This is a genomic window from Sphingopyxis terrae subsp. terrae NBRC 15098 (genome assembly GCF_001598815.1).
Classification (GTDB): Bacteria; Pseudomonadota; Alphaproteobacteria; order Sphingomonadales; family Sphingomonadaceae; genus Sphingopyxis; species Sphingopyxis terrae.
The window spans coordinates 1-24,920 of the sequence record NZ_BCZQ01000036.1; the positions used below are offsets into that span (position 1 = coordinate 1).

General features: G+C 65.0%; 29 protein-coding genes. 18 read left to right on the top strand and 11 right to left on the bottom strand.

The window, feature by feature from the left end; genetic code table 11:
• On the bottom strand, positions 1-437 hold a 437-nt coding region (locus tag STE01S_RS17575), incomplete at its 3' end, for a transposase (protein WP_174531851.1).
• A 306-nt stretch (positions 438-743) separates the two neighbouring features.
• On the opposite strand from STE01S_RS17575, the gene STE01S_RS17580 reads away from it, so the two are divergent.
• Entirely contained in the window at positions 744-1,409 is a 666-nt protein-coding gene (locus STE01S_RS17580) for an MBL fold metallo-hydrolase (protein WP_062770135.1), read from the top strand.
• 24 nt (positions 1,410-1,433) lie between these two features.
• Here the strand turns inward: STE01S_RS17580 and STE01S_RS17585 are convergent, their stop codons facing one another.
• Positions 1,434-1,874, bottom strand: coding sequence for an MAPEG family protein (locus tag STE01S_RS17585; protein ID WP_062770138.1), 441 nt, complete (start codon positions 1,872-1,874; stop codon positions 1,434-1,436).
• Positions 1,875-2,218: 344 nt separating this feature from the next.
• On the opposite strand from STE01S_RS17585, the gene rpmF reads away from it, so the two are divergent.
• The 5 genes from rpmF (at position 2,219) to STE01S_RS17610 (ending at position 5,286) form a co-directional block, all read left to right on the top strand.
• Positions 2,219-2,398 carry a 50S ribosomal protein L32 gene (gene rpmF, locus STE01S_RS17590; RefSeq protein WP_003047695.1) on the top strand — a complete coding sequence of 60 codons (180 nt, stop codon included), beginning with the start codon at positions 2,219-2,221 and terminating at the stop codon, positions 2,396-2,398.
• 22 nt (positions 2,399-2,420) lie between these two features.
• Positions 2,421-3,455 (top strand): phosphate acyltransferase PlsX, encoded by a 1,035-nt coding sequence (plsX, locus tag STE01S_RS17595; RefSeq protein WP_003047692.1) that lies wholly within the window; start codon positions 2,421-2,423, stop codon positions 3,453-3,455.
• A complete protein-coding gene (locus tag STE01S_RS17600; protein ID WP_003047689.1) occupies positions 3,452-4,417 on the top strand; it encodes a beta-ketoacyl-ACP synthase III in 966 nt (321 codons plus the stop codon). The genes plsX and STE01S_RS17600 overlap by 4 nt, the downstream gene beginning before the upstream one ends.
• A 171-nt stretch (positions 4,418-4,588) precedes the next feature.
• A complete protein-coding gene (locus tag STE01S_RS17605; RefSeq protein ID WP_003047685.1) occupies positions 4,589-4,882 on the top strand; it encodes an integration host factor subunit alpha in 294 nt (97 codons plus the stop codon).
• Positions 4,883-4,896: 14 nt separating this feature from the next.
• Entirely contained in the window at positions 4,897-5,286 is a 390-nt protein-coding gene (locus STE01S_RS17610) for a MerR family transcriptional regulator (protein WP_003047681.1), read from the top strand.
• 36 nt (positions 5,287-5,322) lie between these two features.
• Here the strand turns inward: STE01S_RS17610 and STE01S_RS17615 are convergent, their stop codons facing one another.
• On the bottom strand, positions 5,323-6,855 hold the full coding sequence (locus tag STE01S_RS17615) for a class I adenylate-forming enzyme family protein (RefSeq protein ID WP_062770141.1): 1,533 nt from the start codon (positions 6,853-6,855) through the stop codon (positions 5,323-5,325).
• Between the two features lie 101 nt (positions 6,856-6,956).
• Here STE01S_RS17615 and STE01S_RS19850 point away from each other — a divergent pair, with 101 nt between their 5' ends.
• Entirely contained in the window at positions 6,957-7,682 is a 726-nt protein-coding gene (locus STE01S_RS19850) for a response regulator transcription factor (protein ID WP_082813409.1), read from the top strand.
• 95 nt (positions 7,683-7,777) lie between these two features.
• A complete protein-coding gene (locus STE01S_RS17625; protein ID WP_062770144.1) occupies positions 7,778-8,272 on the top strand; it encodes a hypothetical protein in 495 nt (164 codons plus the stop codon).
• Between the two features lie 64 nt (positions 8,273-8,336).
• Here STE01S_RS17625 and STE01S_RS17630 read toward each other — a convergent pair whose 3' ends face one another.
• Both STE01S_RS17630 and STE01S_RS17635 read right to left on the bottom strand, forming a co-directional pair.
• Positions 8,337-8,888, bottom strand: coding sequence for a SixA phosphatase family protein (locus tag STE01S_RS17630; protein WP_062770147.1), 552 nt, complete (start codon positions 8,886-8,888; stop codon positions 8,337-8,339).
• Positions 8,889-8,958: 70 nt separating this feature from the next.
• Complete coding sequence (locus tag STE01S_RS17635) at positions 8,959-11,706, bottom strand: ATP-dependent DNA helicase (protein ID WP_062770150.1); 2,748 nt, start codon at positions 11,704-11,706, stop codon at positions 8,959-8,961.
• 124 nt (positions 11,707-11,830) lie between these two features.
• Here STE01S_RS17635 and STE01S_RS17640 point away from each other — a divergent pair, with 124 nt between their 5' ends.
• A complete protein-coding gene (locus tag STE01S_RS17640; protein WP_062770153.1) occupies positions 11,831-12,265 on the top strand; it encodes a hypothetical protein in 435 nt (144 codons plus the stop codon).
• Between the two features lie 4 nt (positions 12,266-12,269).
• On the opposite strand, the gene STE01S_RS17645 is transcribed toward STE01S_RS17640, so the two are convergent.
• Positions 12,270-12,638: a PilZ domain-containing protein gene (locus STE01S_RS17645; RefSeq protein ID WP_082813410.1), complete on the bottom strand. Its 369-nt coding sequence runs from the start codon at positions 12,636-12,638 to the stop codon at positions 12,270-12,272.
• A 118-nt stretch (positions 12,639-12,756) separates the two neighbouring features.
• Between STE01S_RS17645 and STE01S_RS17650 the strand changes: the two genes are divergently transcribed.
• From STE01S_RS17650 to STE01S_RS17670, 5 genes are all read left to right on the top strand, one after another.
• Complete coding sequence (locus tag STE01S_RS17650; protein ID WP_062770156.1) at positions 12,757-14,358, top strand: lysine--tRNA ligase; 1,602 nt, start codon at positions 12,757-12,759, stop codon at positions 14,356-14,358.
• Entirely contained in the window at positions 14,355-14,840 is a 486-nt protein-coding gene (locus STE01S_RS17655; RefSeq protein WP_062770159.1) for an asparaginase domain-containing protein, read from the top strand. Before STE01S_RS17650 ends, STE01S_RS17655 begins: the two co-directional genes overlap by 4 nt.
• 86 nt (positions 14,841-14,926) lie before the next feature.
• Positions 14,927-15,211 carry a BufA2 family periplasmic bufferin-type metallophore gene (gene bufA2, locus STE01S_RS17660; protein WP_003047653.1) on the top strand — a complete coding sequence of 95 codons (285 nt, stop codon included), beginning with the start codon at positions 14,927-14,929 and terminating at the stop codon, positions 15,209-15,211.
• 60 nt (positions 15,212-15,271) lie between these two features.
• Complete coding sequence (gene bufB / locus STE01S_RS17665; protein ID WP_062770162.1) at positions 15,272-16,123, top strand: MNIO family bufferin maturase; 852 nt, start codon at positions 15,272-15,274, stop codon at positions 16,121-16,123.
• Positions 16,116-16,904: an HvfC/BufC N-terminal domain-containing protein gene (locus STE01S_RS17670; protein ID WP_003047649.1), complete on the top strand. Its 789-nt coding sequence runs from the start codon at positions 16,116-16,118 to the stop codon at positions 16,902-16,904. Before bufB ends, STE01S_RS17670 begins: the two co-directional genes overlap by 8 nt.
• Here STE01S_RS17670 and STE01S_RS17675 read toward each other — a convergent pair.
• Positions 16,883-17,575, bottom strand: a complete 693-nt coding sequence (locus STE01S_RS17675; RefSeq protein ID WP_255266014.1) for a fatty acid desaturase — start codon at positions 17,573-17,575, stop codon at positions 16,883-16,885. The genes STE01S_RS17670 and STE01S_RS17675 overlap by 22 nt on opposite strands.
• On the opposite strand from STE01S_RS17675, the gene STE01S_RS17680 reads away from it, so the two are divergent.
• Both STE01S_RS17680 and STE01S_RS17685 read left to right on the top strand, forming a co-directional pair.
• Complete coding sequence (locus tag STE01S_RS17680) at positions 17,523-17,837, top strand: RcnB family protein (protein WP_062770168.1); 315 nt, start codon at positions 17,523-17,525, stop codon at positions 17,835-17,837. The genes STE01S_RS17675 and STE01S_RS17680 overlap by 53 nt on opposite strands.
• Before the next feature lie 124 nt (positions 17,838-17,961).
• Positions 17,962-19,239: a metal-dependent hydrolase family protein gene (locus STE01S_RS17685; RefSeq protein ID WP_082813411.1), complete on the top strand. Its 1,278-nt coding sequence runs from the start codon at positions 17,962-17,964 to the stop codon at positions 19,237-19,239.
• A gap of 10 nt (positions 19,240-19,249) precedes the next feature.
• On the opposite strand, the gene STE01S_RS17690 is transcribed toward STE01S_RS17685, so the two are convergent.
• Complete coding sequence (locus STE01S_RS17690) at positions 19,250-21,907, bottom strand: EAL domain-containing protein (protein WP_255266012.1); 2,658 nt, start codon at positions 21,905-21,907, stop codon at positions 19,250-19,252.
• 136 nt (positions 21,908-22,043) lie between these two features.
• Here STE01S_RS17690 and STE01S_RS17695 point away from each other — a divergent pair, with 136 nt between their 5' ends.
• Entirely contained in the window at positions 22,044-22,397 is a 354-nt protein-coding gene (locus tag STE01S_RS17695) for a fatty acid desaturase (protein ID WP_255266013.1), read from the top strand.
• Here the strand turns inward: STE01S_RS17695 and STE01S_RS17700 are convergent.
• From STE01S_RS17700 to STE01S_RS17710, 3 genes are all read right to left on the bottom strand, one after another.
• Positions 22,376-22,984 (bottom strand): hypothetical protein, encoded by a 609-nt coding sequence (locus tag STE01S_RS17700; protein WP_162928318.1) that lies wholly within the window; start codon positions 22,982-22,984, stop codon positions 22,376-22,378. The genes STE01S_RS17695 and STE01S_RS17700 overlap by 22 nt on opposite strands.
• A gap of 112 nt (positions 22,985-23,096) precedes the next feature.
• Positions 23,097-23,642 (bottom strand): (2Fe-2S)-binding protein, encoded by a 546-nt coding sequence (locus STE01S_RS17705; protein ID WP_062770177.1) that lies wholly within the window; start codon positions 23,640-23,642, stop codon positions 23,097-23,099.
• Positions 23,643-23,669: 27 nt separating this feature from the next.
• A complete protein-coding gene (locus STE01S_RS17710) occupies positions 23,670-24,434 on the bottom strand; it encodes a class II aldolase/adducin family protein (protein WP_003047636.1) in 765 nt (254 codons plus the stop codon).
• 271 nt (positions 24,435-24,705) lie between these two features.
• Between STE01S_RS17710 and rpsU the strand changes: the two genes are divergently transcribed.
• Positions 24,706-24,912, top strand: coding sequence for a 30S ribosomal protein S21 (rpsU, locus tag STE01S_RS17715; protein WP_003047635.1), 207 nt, complete (start codon positions 24,706-24,708; stop codon positions 24,910-24,912).
• The last annotated feature ends 8 nt before the right edge of the window (positions 24,913-24,920 follow it).

Below are 24,920 nucleotides of genomic sequence, written 5' to 3' on the forward strand. Positions count from 1 at the left end.
AAGGCATGGACGCGCTCGTCAATGTCCTTGCAAAGCTTGGAGACGGTGGACTTGGAGATGCCGGTCATGCCCATGGCCTGGACGAGTTCATCGACCCGCCGGGTGCTGACCCCGCCGATCCACGCTTCCTGGATCACCGCAACCAGCGCTTTCTCGACCATCTTGCGGGGCTCAAGGAAGCCCGGAAAGTAGGACCCAGCACGCAGCTTGGGGATTTTCAGGTTCAGCGTGCCTACCCGGGTATCCAGCGAACGGTCGCGATAGCCGTTGCGCCAGGTCGCGCGCTCGCTGCTGCGTTCGTGGCGACCCGCGCCGATCAGGCCATCAACGTCGGCCTCCATGATCAGCTGCAGCACGTTCTCGGCGATGGTGCGCAAAAAATCCGGTTGGCCGCCCTTCGCAGCAAGCTCTTCGATCAGTAATCTGTCCTCGGTCATCGGGAACTCCTCTTCGTCACGGTTGAAGTGTGCAAACTCCACCATAACGATGAACCCGGTGGCCACCAGCGACGCCGCATTCCGGGGTGGGGCATGCCCCACCCCGGAATACACCATCGCCTACACCGGAAATTACACCACGAGCGCGGACGCTAACAACCTAAAACGTCGAGCTACGGCAGATTGTAGAGCTGCCAGCAGCCGAGAGAAATAGCATTTCTCGGTCGCAACCAGACGTTTCTTCATCCTTCGCTCCCCTCGCACCCCTGCTTGCCATATGCGCGGCATTTCCCCACATCTGCGAGCATGAACGCTCCCAACCCGCCGCTCAAGGCCGCCATCGTCCCGGTCACCGCCTTTCAGCAGAATTGCACCCTCCTTTGGTGCACCGAAACCAACAAGGCGGCGCTCGTCGATCCCGGCGGCGACCTGCCCAAGCTGCGCGAGGCGATCCGGCAGACGGGGGTGGAGGTCGAAAAGATCCTCGTCACCCACGGCCATATGGATCATTGCGGGCAGGCGGGGGTGCTCGCCCGGGAGTTGGGCGTGCCGGTCGAAGGGCCGCACGAGGACGATCGTTTCTGGATCGAGCGGCTGGGCGAGGATGGCGCGCGCTTCGGCATGACGGGCGAGGTGTTCGAGCCCGACCGCTGGCTGGTCGATGGCGACACGGTGACGGTCGGCAATCTGACGATCGACGTCATCCATTGCCCCGGTCACACGCCCGGCCACGTCGTCTTCTATCATGGCCCCTCGAAGCTCGCGATCGTCGGCGACGTGCTGTTCCAGGGGTCGATCGGCCGCACCGACTTCCCGCGCGGCAATCACCAGCAACTGATCGATTCGATCACCGGCAAGCTGTGGCCGCTCGGCGACGATACCATCTTCCTGCCCGGCCATGGTCCGCACAGCAGCTTTGCACAGGAACGGCGCACCAACCCCTATGTCGCCGACGGCGTTGTGGGCGGCTGAGGCGGCCGCCCCGCTTGCGCCATTCTATTGCGGCTGGATGGCGACGGTTTCGGTGACTTCGGTGCTGACGAATTTCGTCGGGGTCAGGTAGACCGAGAGCAGCGCGGTGATCGCAAGCCCGAGCAGGGTCAGCATGGTGATAACGGTGCCGACCATGCGGCCCCACATCATGCCGTCCATGCCGATCGCGTGCAGGATGCGCCCGACGAGATAGAGCGCGCCCACCGCCCACAGCCAGATCGACGAGCCGATCCCCAGTTCGACCAGCGCAAGCAGGATCAGGACGAAGGGCGTATTCTCGACATAATTGGCCTGCGCGCGCATGCGGCGAATCAGCCGGTCGTTGCCGCCGTCGCCGATCGAGACTTTTTCCTGTCCGCGCACGCGCCCGACGCGGGTCGCGAGCCAGAGGTTGAGCAGGGCGGCGCCCGCGGCGATGGTCAGGCTGATCGGCAACATGAACATGAAATTCCCCCTCTTGTTATCGGTCGGCGCTCGTGCTGGCGCGACCGGGTGCAGATGTGGCACCGGCGCGCGTCCACGGCAAGGGGCGACGGGGAAGGTGCATCAGCCCGGGTTCCCACGCGCGGCGAGGGGGTTGCCTTTGCGGGCAAAAACGCTATAGCCGCGCCCGATCCGGCACCCGACACCATCAGGCGTTGAGGCACCTTCCGGCGGAAGATTATACTGCAGTTCCAAGGCAGCTATGGTTTTCGGCGCGGCGGGCGGGCCAGTCATTCCCCGGCATCGGGGGGTGACAACACCGGGTTTGCCGATTCGTATAAACATTTGAGAATGCAGGATTTAAAATGGCCGTCCCCAAGCGAAAAACCTCGCCCTCGAAGCGCGGCATGCGTCGCAGCCACGACAGCCTGAAGGTCGAGGCCTATCAGGAATGCCCGAACTGCGGCGAACTGAAGCGTCCGCACAACCTTTGCAACGCCTGCGGCCATTATAACGGCCGCGAAGTGGTTTCGGCTGGCGCCTAAGCATTAGCCGGAGGGCGTTGGTATGAGCCTTACACCGCGAATCGCGATCGATGCGATGGGCGGTGACGTCGGCGTGCGCGTGATGCTCGCCGGCGCGGCCATGGCGCGCCACCGGCACGACGGCCTGCGGTTCCTGCTCGTCGGCGACGAGCAGCAGATCAAGGCTGCGCTCGACAACCACCCCAATCTGCGCGCCGCGTCGGACATCATCCACACCGACAAGGTCGTGTCCGGCGAGGACAAGCCCAGCCAGGCGCTGCGGAGCGGCCGCGGCAGCTCGATGGGGCTCGCCATCGATGCGGTGAAGCGCGGCGATGCCGGCGGCGCCGTTTCGGCGGGCAACACCGGCGCGCTGATGGCGATGTCGAAGCTGGCGCTGCGCACCATGCCCGGCATCGACCGGCCGGCGCTCGCGGCGCTGCTGCCGTCGCTCGGCGACAATGACGTCGTCATGCTCGATCTCGGCGCGAACACCGACTGCGACGCCAACAATCTCGTCCAGTTCGCGGTGATGGGCGCAGCCTATGCGCGCACCGCGATGGGGCTGGAGCGTCCGCGCGTCGCGCTGCTCAATATCGGCACCGAAGAGCTCAAGGGCACCGACGAAATTCGCGACGCCGCCGCGATCCTGCGCGATGCCACCGGGCTGCCGATGGAGTTCGCGGGTTTCATCGAGGGCGACAAGCTGTCGCGCGGCAATGTCGACGTCGTCGTCCACGACGGTTTTTCGGGCAATATCGCGCTCAAGACGATCGAGGGCACCGCGCGGTTCGTGACCGATCTGCTGCGGCGCGCCTTCACCTCGTCGGTGCGGTCGAAGATCGGTTTTCTGATCTCGCGGCCGGCGACCGAATTGCTGCGCCACCATCTCGACCCCAATAATCACAATGGCGCGGTGTTCCTCGGCCTCAACGGCGTGGTACTCAAGAGCCACGGCAGCGCCGATGCGAAGGGCGTCGCGAACGCCGTGCATCTGTGCGCCGAACTCGTCGAAAAGGACATTACACGCCAGGTGACCGAGGATCTTGCCAATTTCCGCAGCGACGCCGCGGCATGACCCGGCGCGCTGTCCTCGCCGGCACCGGCTCGGCGCTCCCGCGCACCCGCGTTTCCAACGCCGAACTCGCCGAACGCGTCGATACCAGCGACGAATGGATCGTCGAACGCACCGGCATCCGTTTTCGCCATATCGCCGAACCCGATGAAACGACCGCGACGCTGGGCGCCGATGCGGCGCGTGAGGCGCTGAAGGCGGCGGGTCTGTCGCCTGCGGACATCGGCCTGATCATCGTCGCGACCGCGACGCCCGACAACACCTTCCCCGCCACCGCCACCAAGGTCCAGGCGCTGCTCGGCGCGCCAGACTGCATCGCGTTCGACGTGGCGGCGGTCTGTTCCGGCTTTCTCTATGCCGTCTCGGTCGCCGATTCGATGCTGCGCACCGGTGCCGCCGAGCATGCGCTGGTGATCGGCAGCGAAACCTTCAGTCGCATCCTCGATTGGGAGGACCGCACGACCTGCGTCCTGTTCGGCGACGGTGCGGGGGCGGTGGTGTTGTCGGCAAAGGACGTTGCGGACGACCAGGGCATCCTCGCGACGCGGCTGCACGCCGAGGGGCAATATTGCGACATGCTCTACGTCGACGGCGGTCCCTCGACCACCGGCACCGTTGGCCATGTCCGGATGCAGGGCCGCGAAGTGTTCCGCCATGCCGTCACCAATCTTGCCAATGTGCTGGGCGAGGTGCTCGCCGACGTCGGGCTGAAGGCCGAGGATATCGACTGGGTCGTTCCGCATCAGGCGAACAAGCGCATCATCGACGCCACCGCGAAAAAACTGGGCCTGCCCGCCGACCATGTCGTGCTGACGGTCGATCAGCATGCGAATACGTCGGCGGCCTCGGTCCCCCTGGCGCTCGACCTTGCGGTGCGCGACGGGCGCATCAAGCGCGGCGATCTGGTCGTGCTGGAGGCGATGGGCGGCGGTTTTACCTGGGGTGCGGCGGTCCTGCGCGTCTAGTTTTTGCAGTCCACGAACGGGCTTTCGACGCTCGTCGCATCAACTCCACGCTCCATCCGTTTAAGTTTGGCGGATTAATTCGCTTTTGTTACATATAATCCCGGGACTCGCGACGGTGGGGGCTGTCTGGGTTCCTCTTGTGCATCCGCTTCAGGAGGGGAGGGGTCAATTATGACAGCAGGAACGCTTACCCGCGCCGACATTGCCGCGCGCATCAATCAGCAGGTCGGCCTGTCGCGAAACGAATCGGCGACGATCGTCGAATCGATTCTCGCGCATATGTCGGACGCGCTGGCCGCGGGCCAGAATGTGAAGATTTCGGGCTTCGGCACCTTTGTGCTGCGCGACAAGGCCGAACGCGTCGGCCGCAATCCCAAGACGGGGATCGAGGTTCCGATCCTGCCGCGCCGGGTGATGACCTTTCGCGCCAGCCAGGCGATGCGCGCCCGCGTTGCGGGCAAATAAGCCGGTCGTATCCGATGGGCGATCACGATAGCCGCAACGGGGACGGCAAGGCGGTCGGAGCGATGCTTGCCATTGGCGAGCTCGCAGACCGTATCGGGGTGCCGACCCACGTCCTGCGCTACTGGGAAACGCGCTTTCCCCAGCTTCGGCCGCTCCAGCGGTCGGGCCGCAGGCGCTATTACCGGCCCGACGATATCGCGCTGGCGGAACGCATCCATCACCTGCTTCACGTGAAGGGCTATACGGTCGATGGCGCCCGCAAGGCGTTGTCGTCGGAACCCGACGGCGCTGCCGCGATATCCCGCGACGTCCCGGTCGCGCGGGCGTCGCACAGTGAAGCGAAGGGTATTCCGGTCGCCGCGCTGGTGGCACTGCGCGAGCGGCTGGCCGCGGCGCTGCGCTGAGACAGCGGCGCCCCATCTGAACAATTCGCGCTCCGTCTACCGGGCGTAGGCGTCGCGCAATTCGCGTTTCAGCACCTTGCCGATCGGGCTGCGCGGCAGTTCGTCGACGGTGGTGATCGCGCTCAGCCGCTGGGTCTTGCCGACCTTGGCGTTGCAATCGGCGCGCACGCTTTCCGCATCGGCGCCGGGTTTCAGCACAACGAAAGCGACGGGGGTTTCGCCCCACTCCTCGCTCGGCATGCCGACCACCGCCGCTTCGACCACGCGGTCGTCGGCGAGCAGGATCGCCTCGAGGTCGCTCGGGAAGATGTTGAACCCGCCCGAAATGATCATGTCCTTGGCGCGGTCCATCAAGGTCAGGAAACCGTCCTCGTCAAAGCGGCCGATGTCGCCATGACGATAGAAGAGATTCCCTTCCGCATCGTGCCAGTGCATGGCCTTGGTCGCATCGGGGCGGTTGTTGTAGCCGGTCATCATCGCCGGGCTGCGACCGACGATTTCGCCGACCGACCCTTGCGGTAATTCCTGGCCCTCTTCGTCGATGACCTTAGCGATATGACCCGGTGCGGGCTTTCCGACGGTGTGCAGCTTGTCGGGGAATTGATGCGCCTCGAGGATGAAGGCCGCGCCGCCTTCGGTCATCCCATAGATTTCGACGAGGCCGCCCGGCCAGCGCTTCAGCACGTCGGCCTTGAGCTCGGCGGCGAAGGGCGCCGAGGTGCAATATTTCATCACGAAGCTGGACAGGTCGAAACGCTCGAAATCGTCGAGCGCCATGATGCGGCGGTACTGGACGGGAACGAGCATCGTGTTGGTGGCGCGTTCGCGCTCCGCCAGCTCCAGAAAGCCGCGCGCATCGAATTTCTTCATCAGCACGACCTGCCCGCCCGAACCGACCGTGGGCAGAAAGCTTGCCATCGTCGTGTTCGAATAAAGGGGCGTCGACAGGATCGTCACCGCGTCGGGGCCATAGGCCGGAACGCCGCGCTGGATGTGTTGCCAGCGCATCGCGTGGCTGTGGACGATCCCTTTCGGCGTTCCTGTCGTCCCCGACGAATAGATGATGTTGAAGCCGTCGAGCGGATCGATCGTGACCGCCGCAGGCGTGGTGCCTGCGGGCGCCATCCATTCGTCCAGCGCGACGCCGACGTCGCTGCCGTCCATTGCGATGCGATCGCTGGCGGTGACGGTCTGGCCTTCGAGGCCTGCGGACGCGGCGCTGTCGAGGAACAGGTGACGCGCCCCGGTATCGGCGATCATCGCCGCCATCTGCTCGCCCGTTGCGCTGTTGGTGATCAGCCCGGCAACGCCGCCGGCGCGCAGCGTGCCGAGAATGACCGCCATCTGTTCGACGCTGTTCAGGCCCGCAATCGCCGTCCGGTCGCCCTTCGCCAGTCCGTCCTGCTGCAGCCGCGCGGCGATTCGGTCGACCATCTGATCCAGTTCGGACCAGCTCAATCGCCGCGCCGGGTCTGCGGCCGCTACGGCATCGGGACGTTCGGCGGCGTGGGCGCGAACGAGGTCGGGCAGGGTGGCGAAGGCGCTGTCAAGCAATTCGATACTGGTCATGGCTACCGGTTAGCACAGCAGGGGGGCGGTGCAATGCCGGTGGGGCGGCGGCGCGACAAGAAGTTGCGTCACGGCAGGGGCGAACGATGCATCCATCGGGGATGGCGGCAGAAGGCGACACGAAGTTGCTCGTCGCCCTCTATCATCCGGAGCCTGCCGTTGCGGCACGGATCGCCGCGACGGTGGTCGCGGCGGGCTGTGCGGTCGACATTCTGCCCGACCCCGACGCGGGGCTGCGCCCCTGGCTCAGCCAGTGTTTCGATCTGTTGCTCCTGGGCTCATCGGCTGGCGCCGCGGCGGCCGATGCGCTTGCGGCCGTCCGTCTCGCGCGCTCGGTCGCGGGGCGCCGGCCGCTTTTCGTTTTGACCGATCGCGATTCGCCCGCCGCCCGGCTGACCGCGCTTGCCGGCGGCGCCGACGACGCGCTCGGCTGGCGCGGCAACCTGCCCGAGGTGGCGGCGCGGATCGCCGCCTTGCTCCGGCGCAGCCAATTGGCCGCCGGGCAGCTTGGTGCGGGCGATCTGCGCATCGACCTGATCGACCGCCGCGTCGAGCGCGCCGGAAAGCTGATCCGCATGCCGCAGCGCGAATTCGACCTGCTCGCCCATCTCGCCCGCGTTCCCGGCCGCCCGATGTCGCGCGCCGCGCTGCTCAAGGCGGTGTGGCGGATCGACTTCGATCCCGGCACCAACCGCGTCGAAGTTCATGTCGCGCGGCTGCGCGCCAAGATCGACCGCGGCTTCGACTGGCCAATGCTGCACACGATCAAGGGCGAAGGCTATGCGCTGCGCCCGCATCGGGGCGTGCCCGGTCTCACGACGTGTTAGCCTAAGCTGGCATCGGGAAATTTGGGCGGCTGGGAACGATCGCGGCCGTTCCTAGCAATTGGACTTGCTTCACCAGAAGATGCAATGCTTGTCAGATGCAAGCGCTCGAACCAACAAACAGGATTGAACAGCTGTTCATTCCGGCGGCGGCAATTTTTCTTCCCGCCCGGGAAGTTGAGATCATTCGCCTGAACAACGGTGCGTTGAGGTACTCTTGGCAGTCGCCCTGCAGTGCATTGGAGCGTCTGAACGCGCATATCCTAGAGAGCGAGATCATGCTTTCGACGAAAATCAGTCACACCCATATTGAGGGTTGGCGATTTGGGCAGGGCGAGTTGAATCAAGACCAGCGTGCCGTTCGTATTGCCGTTGGCGCGATCAAAGAGATACTGGAGATAATGGACGGCGATCTGGTTTTTACAAAAGACTATGATTCGGCGGGCAACGAATTGACGTCATCAGGCATGTCACCGAGGACCGTCTGGTTGTATCCACCTTCCGACATGTCCAGCCACAAGTCGCATACCGCGAACGGTGTCACTGAACGTGCATGGGATTGGTTCGGTGAGGTGACACGCCCGAAGGCCTGAAAGGGTTGATACTGGAGGTTGGGTCAAAAATTACCGCTTCCCACCTCGAAGCCGCCAAATCCCCTCAGTCGTCGTCCATCGCGGGGGACAGTGATGCGTCGAGGTCGCGGGGTCGGATGAAAGCAACGAAACGCGCGCTCTTTGTATCGAGGTCGCGCCAGTCGGCGATGTCGAGTTCGAGGCGGGCGAGCGCCGATGTCGGTAGCTTTTCCTCGACCTTGGCGCGCAGTTCGTCATCGGGCGATTCGGGGACGAGTTCGAGGATCAGGTCCTCCAGCCCCGGATTATGCCCGGCGATCAGCAAATTCTGCGAGTCCTTGCCGATGTCGCGGATTACATCGATCAGCGTCGCCGACGAGGCAAGATAGATGCGGCGGTCCCAATCGGGTTCGATTGCGTCGATTCCGGCGGCGGGTTGAAACAGATCGAGCGTTTCGGTCACGCGCACCGCGGGCGAGGCGATGATGCGGTCGATCGCCATCGCCTGCCGCCGTGCATATTGGCCCACGAGTTCGGCGCCGCGACGGCCGCGCGCGTTGATCGGGCGGTCGAAGTCGCGTTCGACGGTCGCGTCCCAGCCCGATTTCGCATGACGCAGGATAGTCAAAGTCTTCAAAATCTCTCCCCGCGCCGCTGCGCCAGCCCCCGGGCCCCAAAGCCCTGCTGCGCTGCCTTCTGCCGGAAACTCATGACGGTGAAAAGGCAGCAAACGCTCTTTTTCGCTGTTCGCCGTTCGCCGCCGCAACATGGTTCACGACCTCGTCGAGCGGCAGGCGGCGGATCGGCGTCCCGGCGGGAAAAGCGCTGAGCAGCCGCGACGGAAAGCTGGGCGACAGCATGACGAACTGTCCGAAATCGTCGGCGCGGCGGATCAGGCGGCCGAACGCCTGCCCGATGCGCGCCCGGATGACGGCGTCGTCATAGGCGCCGCCGCCCTGCGCCGCGCGCCGCGCCGCATGGAGGATGGTGGGGCGCGGCCACGGCACCCCCTCCATGACCACGAGCCGCAACGATTCACCCGGCACATCGACTCCGTCGCGCAGCGCGTCGGTGCCGAGCAGCGAGGCGTGCGGATCGGCGCGGAAGATGTCGACAAGGGTGCCGGTGTCCAGCGGGTCGACATGCTGGGCATAGAGCGGCAGCCCGGCGCGTGCGAGGCGGTCGGCGATGCGGGCGTGGACGATGCGCAGCCGGCGGATCGCGCTGAACAGGCCGAGCGCGCCGCCACCCGATGCTTCGATCAGGCGGCTGTAGGCGCCGGCGAGGGCGGGGAGGTCGCCGCGCGCAATATCGGTGACGATCAGCACTTCGGCCTGCCGCGCATAGTCGAAGGGGCTCGGCACCGCGAAATGCCGGACGCCGCCGTCGATGTGCCGCGCGCCGGTGCGGATGTCGGCGTCGGACCAGCCGCTGCCTGCGTCGTCGCCCGCCTGCGCGCCGCTGCGCAATGTCGCAGAGGTGACGAGCACGCCCTGCGCCGGCGCATAGACGATATCGGCGACGGGGCGCGCCGGATCGAGCCAGTGGCGGTGCAGGCCGATATCATATTCGCGCCCGTCGAAACGGTCGACCGCGAGCCAGTCGACGAAGTCGGGGTCGGCCGGGCCGCCGACGCGCCCGAGCAGCGACAGCCACGCGCCGAGCGTGTCGATGCGCGTGCCGAGGCTGGCGCGGGCGCCGTCGACACGGGCGCGGGCCTGCCCGTCGAGCCAGTCGGGCGGATCGTCGACCAACGCGTCGAGCCGCTTGCCGAGCGCCATCAGCGGCCGCAGCAGCGCCTCGATCGCATCGCTCGCGTCGGCGGCAGCCGCCACCAGATCGGGGCCGGGATCGGCAAGTTCGGTCTCGAGACCATAGCCGCTGTCGGCATTTTTCGGATCGGCGCCGCGTGCATAGACTTGCCCGCGCGCCGCGACGAGCAGCCGCTCGATCGCGCCCCAAGGGTCGTTCTCGGCAATGCGCGCGAGCCACCCGTCGCCGGGAAGCTGGCCCGCCGCCTCGATTGCCGCCTGAATCGCCTTGTCGCCGGCCTCGTCATAGCTCGCGACATCGGCAAGGCGCGCGGCGAGACCGCGGCGGCGGCCGCGCGACTTGCCCTCCGGCCCCAACACCCAGCGGCGGATCTCGATCGCTTCCTGCCCGGTGAGCGCGGCGGCGAACATGCTGTCGGCGGCATCCCACAGATGGTGGCCCTCGTCGAAGATCAGCCGCGTTGCGGGGGCGCCGCCGTCACGCGGCCGGGCGGCCTGCACCATCGTCAGCGCATGGTTCGCAATGACGATGTCGGCCTGCGCTGCCGAGCGGGTCGAGCGTTCGATGAAACATTTGCGGAAATGCGGGCAGCCCGCATAGATGCACTCGCCGCGCCGATCGGTCAGCGCGGTCGTGCCGTTGCGGCGGAACAGCGCGGGCAGCCAGCCGGGCAGATCGCCGCCAACCATGTCGCCGTCGCGCGTATACGCCGCCCAGCGCGCGACGAGCTGCGCCAGAACGGCCGCGCGGCCCGAAAAGCCGCCTTGCAGCGCATCCTCCAGATTGAGCAGGCAGAGATAATTTTCGCGTCCCTTGCGCACCACCACCTTTTCGCGGTGCGTCCGGGCATCGGGGTACAGCCGCTCGGTCTCGCGCGCCAGCTGGCGTTGCAGCGCCTTGGTATAGGTCGACACGCAGACGCTGCCGCCCGACTGATCGATCCATTGCTTGGCGGGGGCGAGATAGCCCAGCGTCTTGCCGATCCCCGTGCCCGCCTCGGCGACCAGCATCTGCGGCCGGTCGCGGCGTTCGCGCGGTTCGAAGATCGCGGTGGCGGCGCGGGCATAGTCGCGCTGCCCCGCACGGCGTTCGGCGCCATCACCGGTGAGCCGGTCGAGCCGGGCGGTCACATCGTCGGGATTGACCGTTACCTGGCGCGGCTGCGGGCGCGGGGCAGCTTCCTCCCATTCGGGCAGCCGCGCGAACAGCCAGCGCTCGCTGCGTTCGGGCGCGCCGATGCGCGGCTGCAGCAGCGGCGCCCACGGCCAGCGCTGGCGCGACAGCGCCTGCAGGCCGTGCCACGCGCCCTCGCGCTCGGGCCACGCGGCATCGCCCGCGCGATCGAGCATCGCTGCGGCGGCGCGCGGCAGGAACGCCGCAACATCGGCTTCGCTATCGGGCGGGGCGATGCCCATCGCGGCGGCGATCCCCGCCGGTGTCGGTACCGCGAAGCGCGCGGGAAAGAGGAAGGCGAAGAGTTCGAGCAGATCGAGCCCCGACAGCTCGGGATAGCCCAGCCGGTCGCCCGTCAGCGTCGCGCCGAGCAGGACATGCGGGGTTGCGGCGACCGCCGCGATCGCTTCGCCGCGTCCGACGCGCTGGACGCGGCCCGATGCGTCGGCGATCCAGATGCCGACATGGCTCGCGTGGATCGCGGGGAGGGAGAGCGGATCGGGCGCCATTGCCCCACGCTAGGCACAAAAGGCGAACGCGGCAAGGCGGGTAATCGATGCGACACGCTTTCGGGTTGCAGCGGCGTGAAAAGCGACCATCTTTCGGCGGGAGATTGATGAGAGGGGCGACACAATGGGTGAAGAGGCTGCGATCGGCGCGGTGGTCGACGAAATGTATGCGATGATTTCTGGCCCGAAAGGGCCGCGCGACTGGTCGCGCCAGGATAATTGCTTCCATCCCGAGGCCCGTCAGATCCGAACGGGCGTCGATGCCGATGGCCGCGCGATATTTCGTAGCATGGGCCTCGCTGACTATGCTCGCGATACGACGCCCTTCTTTGCCGAGAATGATTTCTTCGAGCTCGAAATTGCCCGGCGGATCGACGTACTCGGCAACATGGCGCACGTATGGAGCGCTTATGAAGCGCGTTCGGCGCTCGACGACCCACTGCCAGAGAGGCGCGGCATCAATTCGATCCAGCTATTCAAAGACCCCGAACGCGGGTGGCGTATCATGGCGATGATCTGGGACAATGAGCGCGACGGCGTCACCATCACGCCCTTCTGATCGCTCAGCTCAGCCCGCGCCGTCCGAAACCTGGGCTGCGGTTTGACAGAAATATCTGCGCAGGATGTGCGCTGGCGGCGCCGCGCGCGCGTTCGAGCGCGTTAAACAGCGGTCCGTGCGACAGCTCGTAGGGAAAGCGCACGCCCATGCGGTCGAATTCGGACCACATGACGATCGCGTAGACGACCTGGCCACCGTAGTGGATTTCGCAGCGGGATCGCGCCGGCATGCTCGCGCCGTCGATGCGGGCGCCGCCTTCCGAAAGGTCGCAGATGCGCCCTTCGATCTGGTTGAGCACGCCGTTGACGATCACCTCGATGGCGACCGGGGTACGCTTGTGAGCGCGGGTGATGGGAGTGTGGGGACTCGTCATGGCCCGAGGCTAGGACGGACGTGGTTAATTTGGCGTAACCATGTCTGGCGCCGTTCCGTTGCGGCGGGCGGACAATTTTGCCTTTCGATTCGGGGGCGCTTGCCGCTATGGGCGCCCCATGACCGATTTGCACCTTCATCCTTCGCTGCGCGAGCCCGCGCAAACGTCCAAGGCCTGGCCGTTCGAGGAAGCGCGCAAGCTGATCAAACGCTATCCCGACGGCAAGCCCGGCGGCGCGCCGGTGCTGTTCGAAACCGGCTATGGCCCCTCGGGCCTGCCGCATATCGGCACCTTCAATGAAGTGCTGCGCACAACGATGGTGCGGCGCGCTTATGAAACGCTGACGGGCGGCCTGCCGACGCGCCTCGTGGCGTTCAGCGACGATATGGACGGGCTGCGTAAGGTTCCCGACAATGTGCCGAACGGCGACATGCTGCGCGAGCATCTGGGTCGGCCGCTCACCGCGATTCCCGATCCGTTCGGCAAGTATGAGAGTTTTGCGCATCACAACAATGCGATGCTGCGCGAATTTCTCGACCGCTTCGGCTTCGAGTATGAATTCGTCAGCTCGACCGAACGCTATCGCTCGGGCGCGTTCGACGAAGCGCTGAAGAATGTCCTGCGGCACAATCAGGATATTCTCGACATCATGCTGCCGACGCTGCGCGCCGAGCGCGCCGCGACCTATTCGCCAATTCTGCCGGTGAGCCCCAAGTCGGGGATCGTGCTGCAGGTGCCGGTGACGGTGGTTGATGCTGATGCGGGGCTCGTATCGTTCGAGGATGAGGGCGAGACGATCACCCACAGCATCCTGTCGGGCGGTGCCAAGCTGCAGTGGAAGGTCGACTGGGCGATGCGCTGGGTCGCGCTCGGCGTCGATTACGAGATGTACGGCAAGGATCTGACCGACAGCGGCATCCAGTCGGGCAAGATCGCCAAGGCGCTGGGCGGACGCAAGCCCGAGGGGCTGATCTACGAAATGTTCCTCGACGAAAAGGGCGAGAAGATTTCGAAGTCGAAAGGCAATGGCCTGTCGATTGAACAATGGCTGAGCTATGGCAGCGAAGAGAGCCTGGCTTTCTACGCCTATCGCGAACCCAAGGCGGCGAAGCAACTTCATATCGGCGTCATCCCGAAGGCGGTCGACGAATATCTGCAGATGCGCGGAAGCTATCCGGCGCAGGAACCCGACAAGAAGCTGGGGAACCCCGTGCATCACGTCCATGTCGCGCGCGGCGAAGATGTGCCCGACGCGGTGCTGCCGGTGACCTTCGGGCTGCTGCTCAACCTTGTCGCCGTGATGGGCGCCGATGCGGCGAAGGACCAGATCTGGCGCTACCTCGGCCAATATGTCGCGGGCGCCGACGCAGCGACCTGGCCCGAGCTCGACCGGTTGATCGACAATGCGATGGCGTACAACCGCGACTATGTCGCCCCGACGCTGAAGCGCCGCAAGCCTGTGGGCGGTGAGGGCGCTGCGCTCAAGGAACTCGACGACCGGCTTGCCGCGCTTTCCGCCGATGCGTCGGCCGACGACATCCAGAACATCGTCTATGAGATCGGCAAGAGCGAAGCCTATGGCTTTGAAAATCTGCGCGATTGGTTCAAGGCGCTTTATGAAACGCTGCTCGGGTCGAGCGCAGGTCCGCGCATGGGCAGCTTCATCGCGCTGTTCGGGATCGACAACACGCGGCGCCTGATTGCGGAAGCTTTGGCATGATCGACATCTTCACCACCGGCGGGACGATCGACAAAGTCTATTTCGACGCGCTGTCGGAGTTCCAGATCGGGCCGGCGGCGATTCCCGACATGCTGCGAGAGAATAATGTTCATGTGCCGCACCGCGTCACCCAGTTGATGCGCAAGGACAGCCTGGAACTCACCGACGCCGACCGCGAGGCGATCCGCGCGGCAGTCGCCGCGAGCGATTCGGCGCATGTTCTCGTCACGCATGGCACCGACACGATGGTCGTTACCGGCCGTACGCTGGCGGGAATTGAAGGCAAGACGATCGTGCTGACCGGCGCGATGCAGCCCGCATCGGTGCGGGCTAGCGACGCCGAGTTCAATGTGGGCTTTGCGCTGGCGGCGGTGCAGACGCTGCCGCCCGGTGTCTATGTCGCGATGAACGGCATGATCTTCGATCCCGAGACCACGGTAAAGGATCGCGCGGGCGGCCGTTTCGTCGCGGCGGGCGAATAGCGCCGACTGTAACCTCGCGCGCGCGCCTCCGAATATAGGAGCATGGACGGACATATTGTCCCTCCATCCCGTCTTCGGAGGATAGCATGACCAACACGAAATTCGCCGCTGCCATTGCCGCTTCGGCCACTGCCCTCGCACTCGCCGGCGCCGCTCTGGCCGCTCCGGCGCCTGCCGGCAGTTCGGGCGCCGCGGTCGGTGCCAAGGACACCGTGCATTGCTATGGCGTCAACAGCTGCAAGGGTACGGCCGACTGCAAGACCTCGGCCAACGAATGCAAGGGTCAGAACGAATGCAAGGGTCATGGCTTCAAGGCCATGACCGCCGCCAAGTGTCTGACCGGCGGCGGCGTCATCGGCGACCTCGGCTGATGCCATTCCCTCCCGCACGGCGCTCCGGCTCCGTGCGGGAGGAATTAATCGAGTCCAATCATGCCTCAAGATCAGCGGATCGCGATCCCGTCGCCCGGCTTCGGTTTGGGACTGCGCCCCGTCCATTATCCCGATTTCCTGGCGCGGCCCCAACCGGTCGAGTGGCTGGAGATCATATCGGAAAATTATATGGTGCCCGGCGGACGCCCGATGGCGACGCTCGACCGGATTCGCGCCGATTATCCGATCGTCATGCACGGTGTGTCGCTGTCGATCGGGTCTGACGAGCCGCTCGACCGCACCTATCTGTCGGCGCTGAAGGCGCTCGCCGATCGGGTCGATCCGCTTTGGATTTCGGATCATCTGTGCTGGACCGGGATCAACGCGCATAACAGCCATGATCTGCTTCCGCTGCCCTATGATGCACCGACATTGCAGTGCGTCGTCGACAATATCGGCCGCGTGCAGGATTATCTGGGGCGGCGGATCCTGATCGAAAATCCGTCGAGCTATGTCAGCTTTCGCGCCTCCGATCGCAGCGAATGGGATTTTCTGGCTGAAATGGCGGAACGCGCCGACTGCCTGCTGCTGCTCGACGTCAACAACATCTACGTCAGCGCGCGTAACCATGGCTTCGATCCGCTGGACTATCTGAGCGGCTTGCCCGCCGGGCGTATCCAGCAAATCCATCTCGCGGGCCACAGCGACATGGGCGATTATGTCATCGACACGCACGATGCAGCGGTATGCGATGCGGTATGGGATCTTTACGCCCGCGCCATTGCGATGGTCGGCCCCGTCGCGACGATGATCGAACGCGATGACGACATTCCGCCGCTGGCGGCGCTGTTGTCCGAACTCGAACGGGCCCGCAAGCTGGCGCAGGCGGCGCTGGAGCCGGTCGGTGGCTGACGCACTGTACGCCATCCAGCAACGCTTTCTCGCCGCGATCATGGGCGAGGATGCGGATGCCGAAGCCCTGATTGTCGATGACGCGCGCGTCGGCGCGGCCCGCCGGATCGGCATCTATCGCAACAATTACCGCGCCAGCCTGACCGGCGTTCTCGCCGATCATTTCGAGCGGCTGCATGCCTATCTGGGCGATGCGCAATTCGGCCATATCGCCGATGCCTATGTAAAGGCGCACCCGTCGACGACCCGCAATCTGCGCTATTACGGCGCCGCGCTGCCCGGCTTTATCGCGCATCATTTTCCGGAAGACGGCGAATTGGCCGAACTTGCCCGGCTGGACTGGGCGCTGCGCCACGCCTTCGACGCGCTCGACGCATCGCCGCTCGATGCCGGTGCGATCGGCATGCTCGGCGAGCAATGGGTCGGCGCCAGCCTCGCGCTGCATCCTTCGGCGCGGCTGCTCACCATGCACCATAATAGCGCGGCCCTGTGGAGCGCGCTCGACGCCGGCGAAGCCCCTCCGGCGGTGGCGGTTCTTGCCGCGCCCGTGGATGTGTTGGTGTGGCGCAGCGGACTCCAGCCGCATTTTCGCAGTCTGGCCGCGGTCGAGGCGGCTACGCTGGTGCGGATCGGGCGCGGCGCCAGTTTCGCGGATATCAGCGCGCATTTAGTGAACGAAGTTGAGGAAGCGACCGCGATGGAAACGCTGGCCGCGCTGCTCGCCCGGTGGCTGGCCGACGGCGTGCTGATATTGGCCGATCAGGCCGCAGCGGTAACTTGACGCAGCACCGCAGCGTAATTCGGCGCGATGGTCATCGCATCATGCTTGCCGGCGCGGCCGAGCGCGGCATGGACTTGGGGCAGGCGATAGCAGGGCACGCCCATGAAGAGGTGATGCTCGGCATGATAATTCACCCAATATGGCGCAACCGTCGCGCGCGCGAGCCAGCCGGCATGCGTCGTGCGCGCGTGGCTGAAGGGATCGTCGCTCCCTGTCGCGGTGCAGGCGTGTTCGGCGATGTTACGGATGCGCAGATAGAGCTGAAAGGTCGTCGCCAGTCCGGCAAACCAGAGCAGATAGGGCGTCCAGCCGTAGAGCAGCAGCGACGCCGCGAGCAATATGGCCTGAACGAGTAGAAAGCGGCCGACAGACCGTGTAACCGTCATCGCGCCGGCAACATCGATCGTGGGCGATGTGACGCCATCGTCGGATTGCTTGTTGAAAGGCGTTCCCGCCTTGGTGCTCGCCCTTCTTTTCTCCGCCCGTTCGCCGCGAAGCATCGCCCTCAATCCCACGAAGGCGAAGCGGAACTGGGCGACGCGTTGTTTGAAAAATGTCTGTCCGGTCAGGTCGCGGACGATCTTGCGCATTAGGCTGGCGCGGGTGGTCGGGAATGGCTTGGATAATGCAAGGTCCGGGTCTTCGGCCTGCTGCGTATATTTGTGGTGCAGCTATCGCGACCACAACCGGAGCTATTACCGGATGCCGCGCTATTACAACCCGTACCGGGGCCGCAATTACACGCGCTTCAGCATCGGTTTTTCGCTGGGTTCGCTCTTCTACAGCCAGCGGTACTGGATCAACGATCCAGGCTATTATCGCCTGCCGCCCGCTTACGGCCCCTATCGTTGGGTGCGCTATTATGACGATGCGCTGCTCGTGAACACCTATACGGGTCAGGTCGTTGACGTGATCTACGACTTCTTCTGGTAATATTCCTTTCGGTTATCAGAAGCCAAACTGAAGGGCCGGTTCGTCCGGCCCTTCTTTTATGCACCCTCCCCCTTGCCCTCACGCTCTGGCCGCGCCACGGTGGGCGAAAGACAGGGGAGACATCATGCTGAAGAAAAGCCTGCTCGCCGCCGTGGCGGTTGCCGCCATGCTGGGCGGCGTTGCCGCCGAAGCGAAGACGACGCTCGTCTATGCCGCGCGCGTCATCACCGATCCCGATAAGCCCGCGCTTGGCCCATCGACCGTGACCGTCACCGATGGCCGGATCATGACGATCGAGCCGGGCCGCGCCGCCGCTCCGGCGGGTGCCGACGTCATCGATCTCGGCGACAAGACGCTGCTTCCCGGCCTGATCGACCTCCACGTTCATCTAACCGGCGATCCGGGCGGTGATTTCCGCAACGAAGCGGTCGATCCCGACGAATGGGGCGTTGTCGTCGGCGTCAAAAATGCCGCGATCACGCTGCGCGCCGGCTTCACCACGGTGCGTGAGGCGGGGTCGGCGCAATATACCGCCTTCTCGCTGCGCCGCGGCACCGCCGAAGGCTTGATCGAAGGACCGCGGATCATCGCCGCCGGTGTGCCCTTGTCGATCATCGGCGGCCATGGCGACGTCACGGGCTTCCGCGAAGATGTCCACGCTATACTCGATCAGGGCTATACCTGCACGGGTGCCGTGGAATGCGCCGAAAAGGTGCGCAAGGCATCGCGCGCCGGCGCCGATGTCATCAAGATCACCGCGACCGGTGGCGTCCTGTCGCAGCAGGGCCGCGGCCTCGGTGCGCATTTCTCGAATGATGAACTCCTCAGCATCGCCGATACCGCCCACTCGCTGGGCCTCAAGGTCATGGCGCATGCGCATGGCGAGCGCGGCATCGAAGCGGCCGCCGCCGCCGGGATCGACAGCATCGAACATGGCACCTTCGCCGATGATGCCGCGCTGAAGGTCATGAAGGCCAAGGGCACCTATCTCGTCCCGACCCTGATGGCGTTCGAGGGCGTGCGCGAACGACTCGGCAAGGGCATCTACACCCCCACAGTCGAGGAAAAGGTCCGCATGACGCTTGGCCGCGTGGGTCAGGCCGTGACGCGGGCAAAGGCGCTGGGCGTGCCGATCGCCTTCGGCACCGATGCCGGTGTGTTCGAACATGGCCGCAACGCGGGCGAGTTCGCGCTGCTCGTCAAGGCGGGGCTGACCCCGCGTGAGGCATTGGCGAGCGCGACGACCACCGCCGCCCGGTTGCTGTCGATGGAAAACGAGATCGGCCGCATCGCACCGGGTATGTCGGCCGACATGATCGCGGTCGATGGCGATCCGCTCGGCGATGTGACGACCCTCGAACATGTGCGCTGGGTGATGGCGCGCGGGCGTATCGCCGACTGACGACAGGAGATCAGGCGGCGCGGTCGATCCGCCCGCCTGTCCGGCGTTCCTTCGCCCCGGCGCCGCCAACCAGCGCGCCGATGTCGACCACTTGTGCAAAACGGACGCCGACGCGGTTCCCGTCGGACCAGCGCGCTTCGGCGTCCATCACCACATCAGCGCCAAATTCGATCAACAGCGACGTTCCTTCGGGGACATTCCACAAACCTTCGATCAGCGCACCGCGCGACGACAGATTACGCACAATCGCTTCATAGCGATAGCCGCCGCTCGCGATCTGGATCGTCCGGAAGGTCCGCATCCGCGCTTCGCGCGCACTCTTGTAACCCTGCGCGACCGCCTTGCCATTGCCGTCTGCGAGCAAAGCCAGCACTTCCTCGACGGTCATCGGCTTGCCGTAGATATAGCCTTGGACATGGCTGCAGCCGAGGCCGCGGATCAGCGCTAGGTCGTCGTGCGTTTCGACCCCCTCGGCGGTGGTTTCCATCTTGAGTGCCGTCGCCAATCCGACGATCGACGAAATGATTGCGGCATTCATGCTGCTGGGATCGGCCGCGCCGAGAACGAAGCTCTGGTCGATCTTGATCTTGTCGAACGGCGCCTTCTTCAGATAGCCGAGCGCCGAATAGCCGGTGCCGAAATCGTCGAGGGCTAGCCGTACCCCGGTGCGCTTCAACCGTTGGAACATCTCCAGATTTTCGGGACTTTCGTCGAGGAAGACGCCTTCGGTAATTTCCAGCTCAAGCTGATCGGGACGGATGCCCGCGGCGGCGACCGCGCTCAGGATCGTCGCGGGCAGTTTTTCATTGGCAAACTGTCGCGGCGACACATTGACGGCAACGCGATACTCCTGCCCCAATCGCGCAATCGTCGCGCAGGCGGTGCGGATGATCCATTCGCCGATCGGAACGATCAGGTTCGATTCTTCGGCGATCGGGATGAATTTCGAGGGGCTGATGACCGCATCGCCGCCCTGTTGCCAGCGGATCAGCGCCTCGAAGCCGCTGATGCGTTCGCTGCCGACATTCACGATCGGCTGGTACAGCAGCTTCAGTTCGTCCTTTGCCAGCGCATCGCGCAGCGCGTCTTCGATCGCCTTGCGCTCGCTTGCCTGGTTATGCATCGCGTCGGCATAGAAGCGATAGACGCCGCGCCCGGCGTCCTTCGCCGCATAGAGCGCAAGGTCGGCATTACGCACCAGCGCCAACGAGCCGATCCCGTCGCTTTCCGAAATGGCGATACCGATCGAAGATCCGATGCGGATGCGCTCGCCCTCTATCAGAAAGGGCTTGGCAAGGCTCAGGATGATCGCGTTGGCGATCCCTGCCAGCTTTTCGACCTGGGTGATCTGCGGCAGCACGATCTGGAACTCGTCGCCGCCCAGTCGTCCCACCTGCCCTTTGTCGCCGACGACCTGCGTCAGCCGCGCCGCGACCTGTTGCAGCAATTGGTCGCCGACCGGATGCCCCATCGTGTCGTTGACCGCCTTGAACCGGTCGAGGTCCATCAGCAGCAGCGCGCAGGGCTGCGCCTGCCCGAGATGATTCTTGAGCGCACGCTCGAGCAGATCGGTGATGTGCAGGCGGTTCGCGAGGCCGGTCAGCGTGTCGTACCGCGCGAGCTGATTGATCTGCTGTTCGGACTTGCGCTTTTCGGTGAGGTCGGTGCCGCTGCCGCGAAAGCCCTGAAAATTGCCGAGCGCGTTCGAAATCGGATGGCCTGAAATCGACCACCAGCGCTCCTCGCCCGCGACCGCCGCCTGGACCGTCAGGTCGTTGAACGGCGTCCGCGACGACAGGCTGAAGCCCAGCGTGCGCTCCTCGCTCTCGTCGGCGCCGCCGCGCTTGCGGATCATGTCGGTAAAGGGGCGCCCGAGCAGGTCTTCGGCCGGCCGATCGAGCTTCGCCGCGACGGTCGGCGAAATATAGACGAGGTCGCCGTTGCGGTCGGTTTCCCAGAACCAGCCGCGTCCGGCGCGCTCGAAATCGCGCATCAGTCCAAGCGCCCGCTGCTGCTCGCTTCCCGACTGGCGGCGCACCCGCGTCGCGCGCCGCTGATGCCGGATATCCTCGCGCATCATCACGACGAGCATGCCGAGGAAGATGATACCCGCAATCCCGAACGGCCAAGATGCGATACCGATCGCGCCGCCGATCGCGGTGCCGCCGGCGAAGGCAAAGAAGGCCGGACGCACAATCGCCGCCGCGGCCGCGGCTACGAGAACGGTACCCAGCCGGATTGCCGAAAAGGCATCGAGGTGGGACAGCGCGTCAGGCGTCCCGAGCGCTGCGAAGGTGCCGATTGAAACGAAGAATGTTCCTGCGCCGACCAGCGCCAGCGAGGCGGCGGCAAGCGTCGGCAGCCATTCGATCCGATGCGCCCAGCGCAAGCGAGAGCATTGGCCGATAACGGTAAGCGCGACATCGCACAGCAGTCCAGCAACCAATGTGGCCCATTGCAGCGGATGCGATAGGAAACCCGACAGGCCGGGGACGAAAGCAAAAGCGAAGAAGGCCACGGTCCGGCCGATCAGCACATAGTGCCACAGCTGCGCGACGCGCATCATGCGCCCCACGAATTCGGGTGTCTGCAACAGCGATTCGTCGTCGGACGACCCGCCGCTTGCGCCCCGGCTGATGCTGTGCCTGACCCCCAATGTGTTCGCCAATCCCGCTATCTGGTCCCGCCCACCGCTCTGTCGCCGGCGGGGTTTCCAAATCCTTACCGCGGGCGGATCGTTAACCCCATTGCTGTGCCAAAATGGAAGGGGTTGGGTTTCGCTTCGCAACGGGTTACACCGGGGCATGCCCGCCGTCCGCCTCTTGCCGCCCGATCGCTTTTTCGACCGCCAGCAGTGGGTCGCGATCACCAAGCCCTCCGCCTGGTACGGTATCTGGCTCGTCGCACACGGCTGGATCGTCAGCGTCGCTGCCATCGGCCTCGCGGCGTGGAGCGGCAATCCCTTGGCCTGGCTGGTCGCAGTCCTGATCGTCGGCGGACGCCAGCTCGGCTTTGCGATCCTGATGCACGACGCCGCGCACGGCGCGCTGCACCCCAATCGCAAGGTCAACAATTTCCTGGGACAGTGGCTCACCGGAGCGGCGGTCGGATCGGATCTGATCGCCTATCGCACCTATCATCTCCAGCGCCAGTCGTAGCGACGGTCGCTGCGCCAGCCGCGGTTCCAGTTGTTGCTGCGCCGATTGTCGTAACGACGGTCGTTATCATAGCGCCGGTTGTTATCGTACCGGCGGTGGTCGTTCCGGTCATAGCGCCGATTATCGTCGCGATCGTAACGCCGGTCGTTCCGGTCATTATCCTGACGATAGAAACGGCGGTCGGGCTGGCCGCTGCGATCGCGGCTGCGGTCATTCGTGCTACCGCGCTGGCCTTGCCATTGCTGGCGCTGGCTGTCGCCGCGCTGACCCTGCCATTGCTGCGGGCGCTGCGTATCGCTGCGCTGTCCCTGACTCGGCTGCCCCTGCGGCGCGCGCCGGTCGGTGCGGTAATTGCGCTGCTGCGGCTGGGCCTGCGGTTGCGGTGCGGGCTGGGCGGTCCGGTTCTGGCCGCGATTGCCGCCGTTCCAGTCGCCACGGCGGCCATCGGTCCCGCGCGAGCCGCGGTGGTCGCCGCGATCGCCACGCTGGGCAATCTGAATCCGCTCGCCATTCGCCTGAGCGGCGGCGGGCGCGATGGGGGTGAGGATCGTCGCTGCGATCAGCAATCCTCCGAATGTCTTCTTCATTTCGGCACACTCCAGATCCATGTCCCATGCGGCACCCGGCCGATCGGGATGATGAATCGGAAATTACCGCCGGTCAGATGAGTGAGCGCTGAACCGGACTGTTGCCTGTCGTTCAGTTTCCCTCCGCCGGGCGCAGCGCCGGGACGGCGCGTGCGGCATCGTCGGGACGGATGCCCGGCGGCGGTGCAGCGGCGATGCGCTCCTCGCCCCGGATTACCCGGCCGGCGCGGCGGATCGCTTCGCGCATCCGGGGGTAAGTGCCGCAGCGGCAAATGCCCGTCATCGCGGCGTCGATTTCGGCGTCGCTGGGATTGCTGTTCTTGCGCAGCAACGCGGCGGCCGTCATGATCATGCCAGACTGGCAAAAGCCGCATTGCGGCACCTGTTCGGCGACCCAGCTTTGCTGGACTGGATGACTGCGGTCGCGTGACAATCCCTCGATCGTGGTGACGAAACGGCCCTCGCATTCGGCAATGGTCACAAGGCAACTGCGGATCGCCTCGCCGTCGATATCGACGGTGCAAGCACCGCACTCGCCGGTGCCACAACCATATTTGGTCCCGGTCAGGTTCGACGCATCGCGCAGCGCCCAGAGCAGGGGCGTTTCGGGATCCATGCGATATTCGACCGGGCGGTCGTTGACCGAGAATTTCGTCATGCCGCCCGTCTTAGCGAAACGCGGTGATTAGTCACGCCAGCTCGTATCGATCTTGTCGACCTTGCGCACCATCGCGTCGAATTCGGCCTTGCCCGACTGGCCGGGAATCGCCGCCATATAAAGGTCGCGCTGATGGACCTTGATCACGTCTTCGGGGACGGTGATCGGCTTGCCCATGCTCATCGTTGCGAGCTGGATTTCGCAGGCGCGCTGGAGCGCCCAATATTTGATGAAGGCGTCGGTCAGCGTCTTGCCCATCACGACGGGACCGTGATTCTTCAGCATCAGGATGCGCTTGTCGCCCAGATTTTCGACGAGACGTTCGCCCTCTTCCTCGCGCACCGTCACACCCTCGAAATCATGATAGCCAAGCTGGCCCATGAAATTGCAGGCATAGAAGTTCACAGGCTGGAGCCCACCCTCGAGCGAACAGACCGCCGTTGTCGCGGTGGTGTGAGTGTGGATGATCGCATGGGCGTCGGGCAGCACGCGGTGGAACAGGCTGTGCTGGACGAAGCCCGCCTTGTTGACGTGCCAAGGATTGTCGGCGTCGACCTTGTTGCCGTCGATGTCGATCTTGATCAGACTCGACGCAGTCACTTCGCTGAAGTGCATGCCATAGGGGTTGATGAGGTAGCTGCCGTCCTCGTCCGGCACCTTCACCGTGATGTGGTTGAAGATCATTTCGTCCCAGCCCATCATCGCGAAAATTCGGTAGCAGGCGGCGAGTTCTAGCCGCGCCGTCCATTCGGCTTCGCTATATTTGCTGTTGCGCTTGAGCTGGGTTGCCATCGGGCGATCCTCTTCCTGTCGGTTTCGTCTTGCTACCTATGCCACAGGCGAGCGGGCGCGCGCAATGGCGGCGGCGGGCATCTGCGCGCGGAAGAGCGACGCTTTGCCGCGTGGGGGCTTGCATTTTGGCGCGAATCTCTCTAGTGGCCGCCCCAACGGAACGTCGCGCCTTTGCGACGCTCTTTTTATTGCCCGAATATCGGCGACCTATGGCAACCCGGATTTCCGCCGGAAGCCTCGGCCGTCTGACGAACAGGAGACGACACGGCGTATGCAGATCATCGTTCGCGACAATAATGTCGACCAGGCCCTCCGCGCGCTCAAGAAGAAGCTGCAGCGGGAAGGCGTGTATCGCGAAATGAAGCTGCGCCGTCACTACGAAAAGCCGAGCGAAAAGCGTGCGCGTGAACGCGCCGCCGCCGTCCGCCGCGCCCGCAAGATGGAGCGCAAGCGGATGGAACGCGACGGTATCAAGTAAGACCGTCT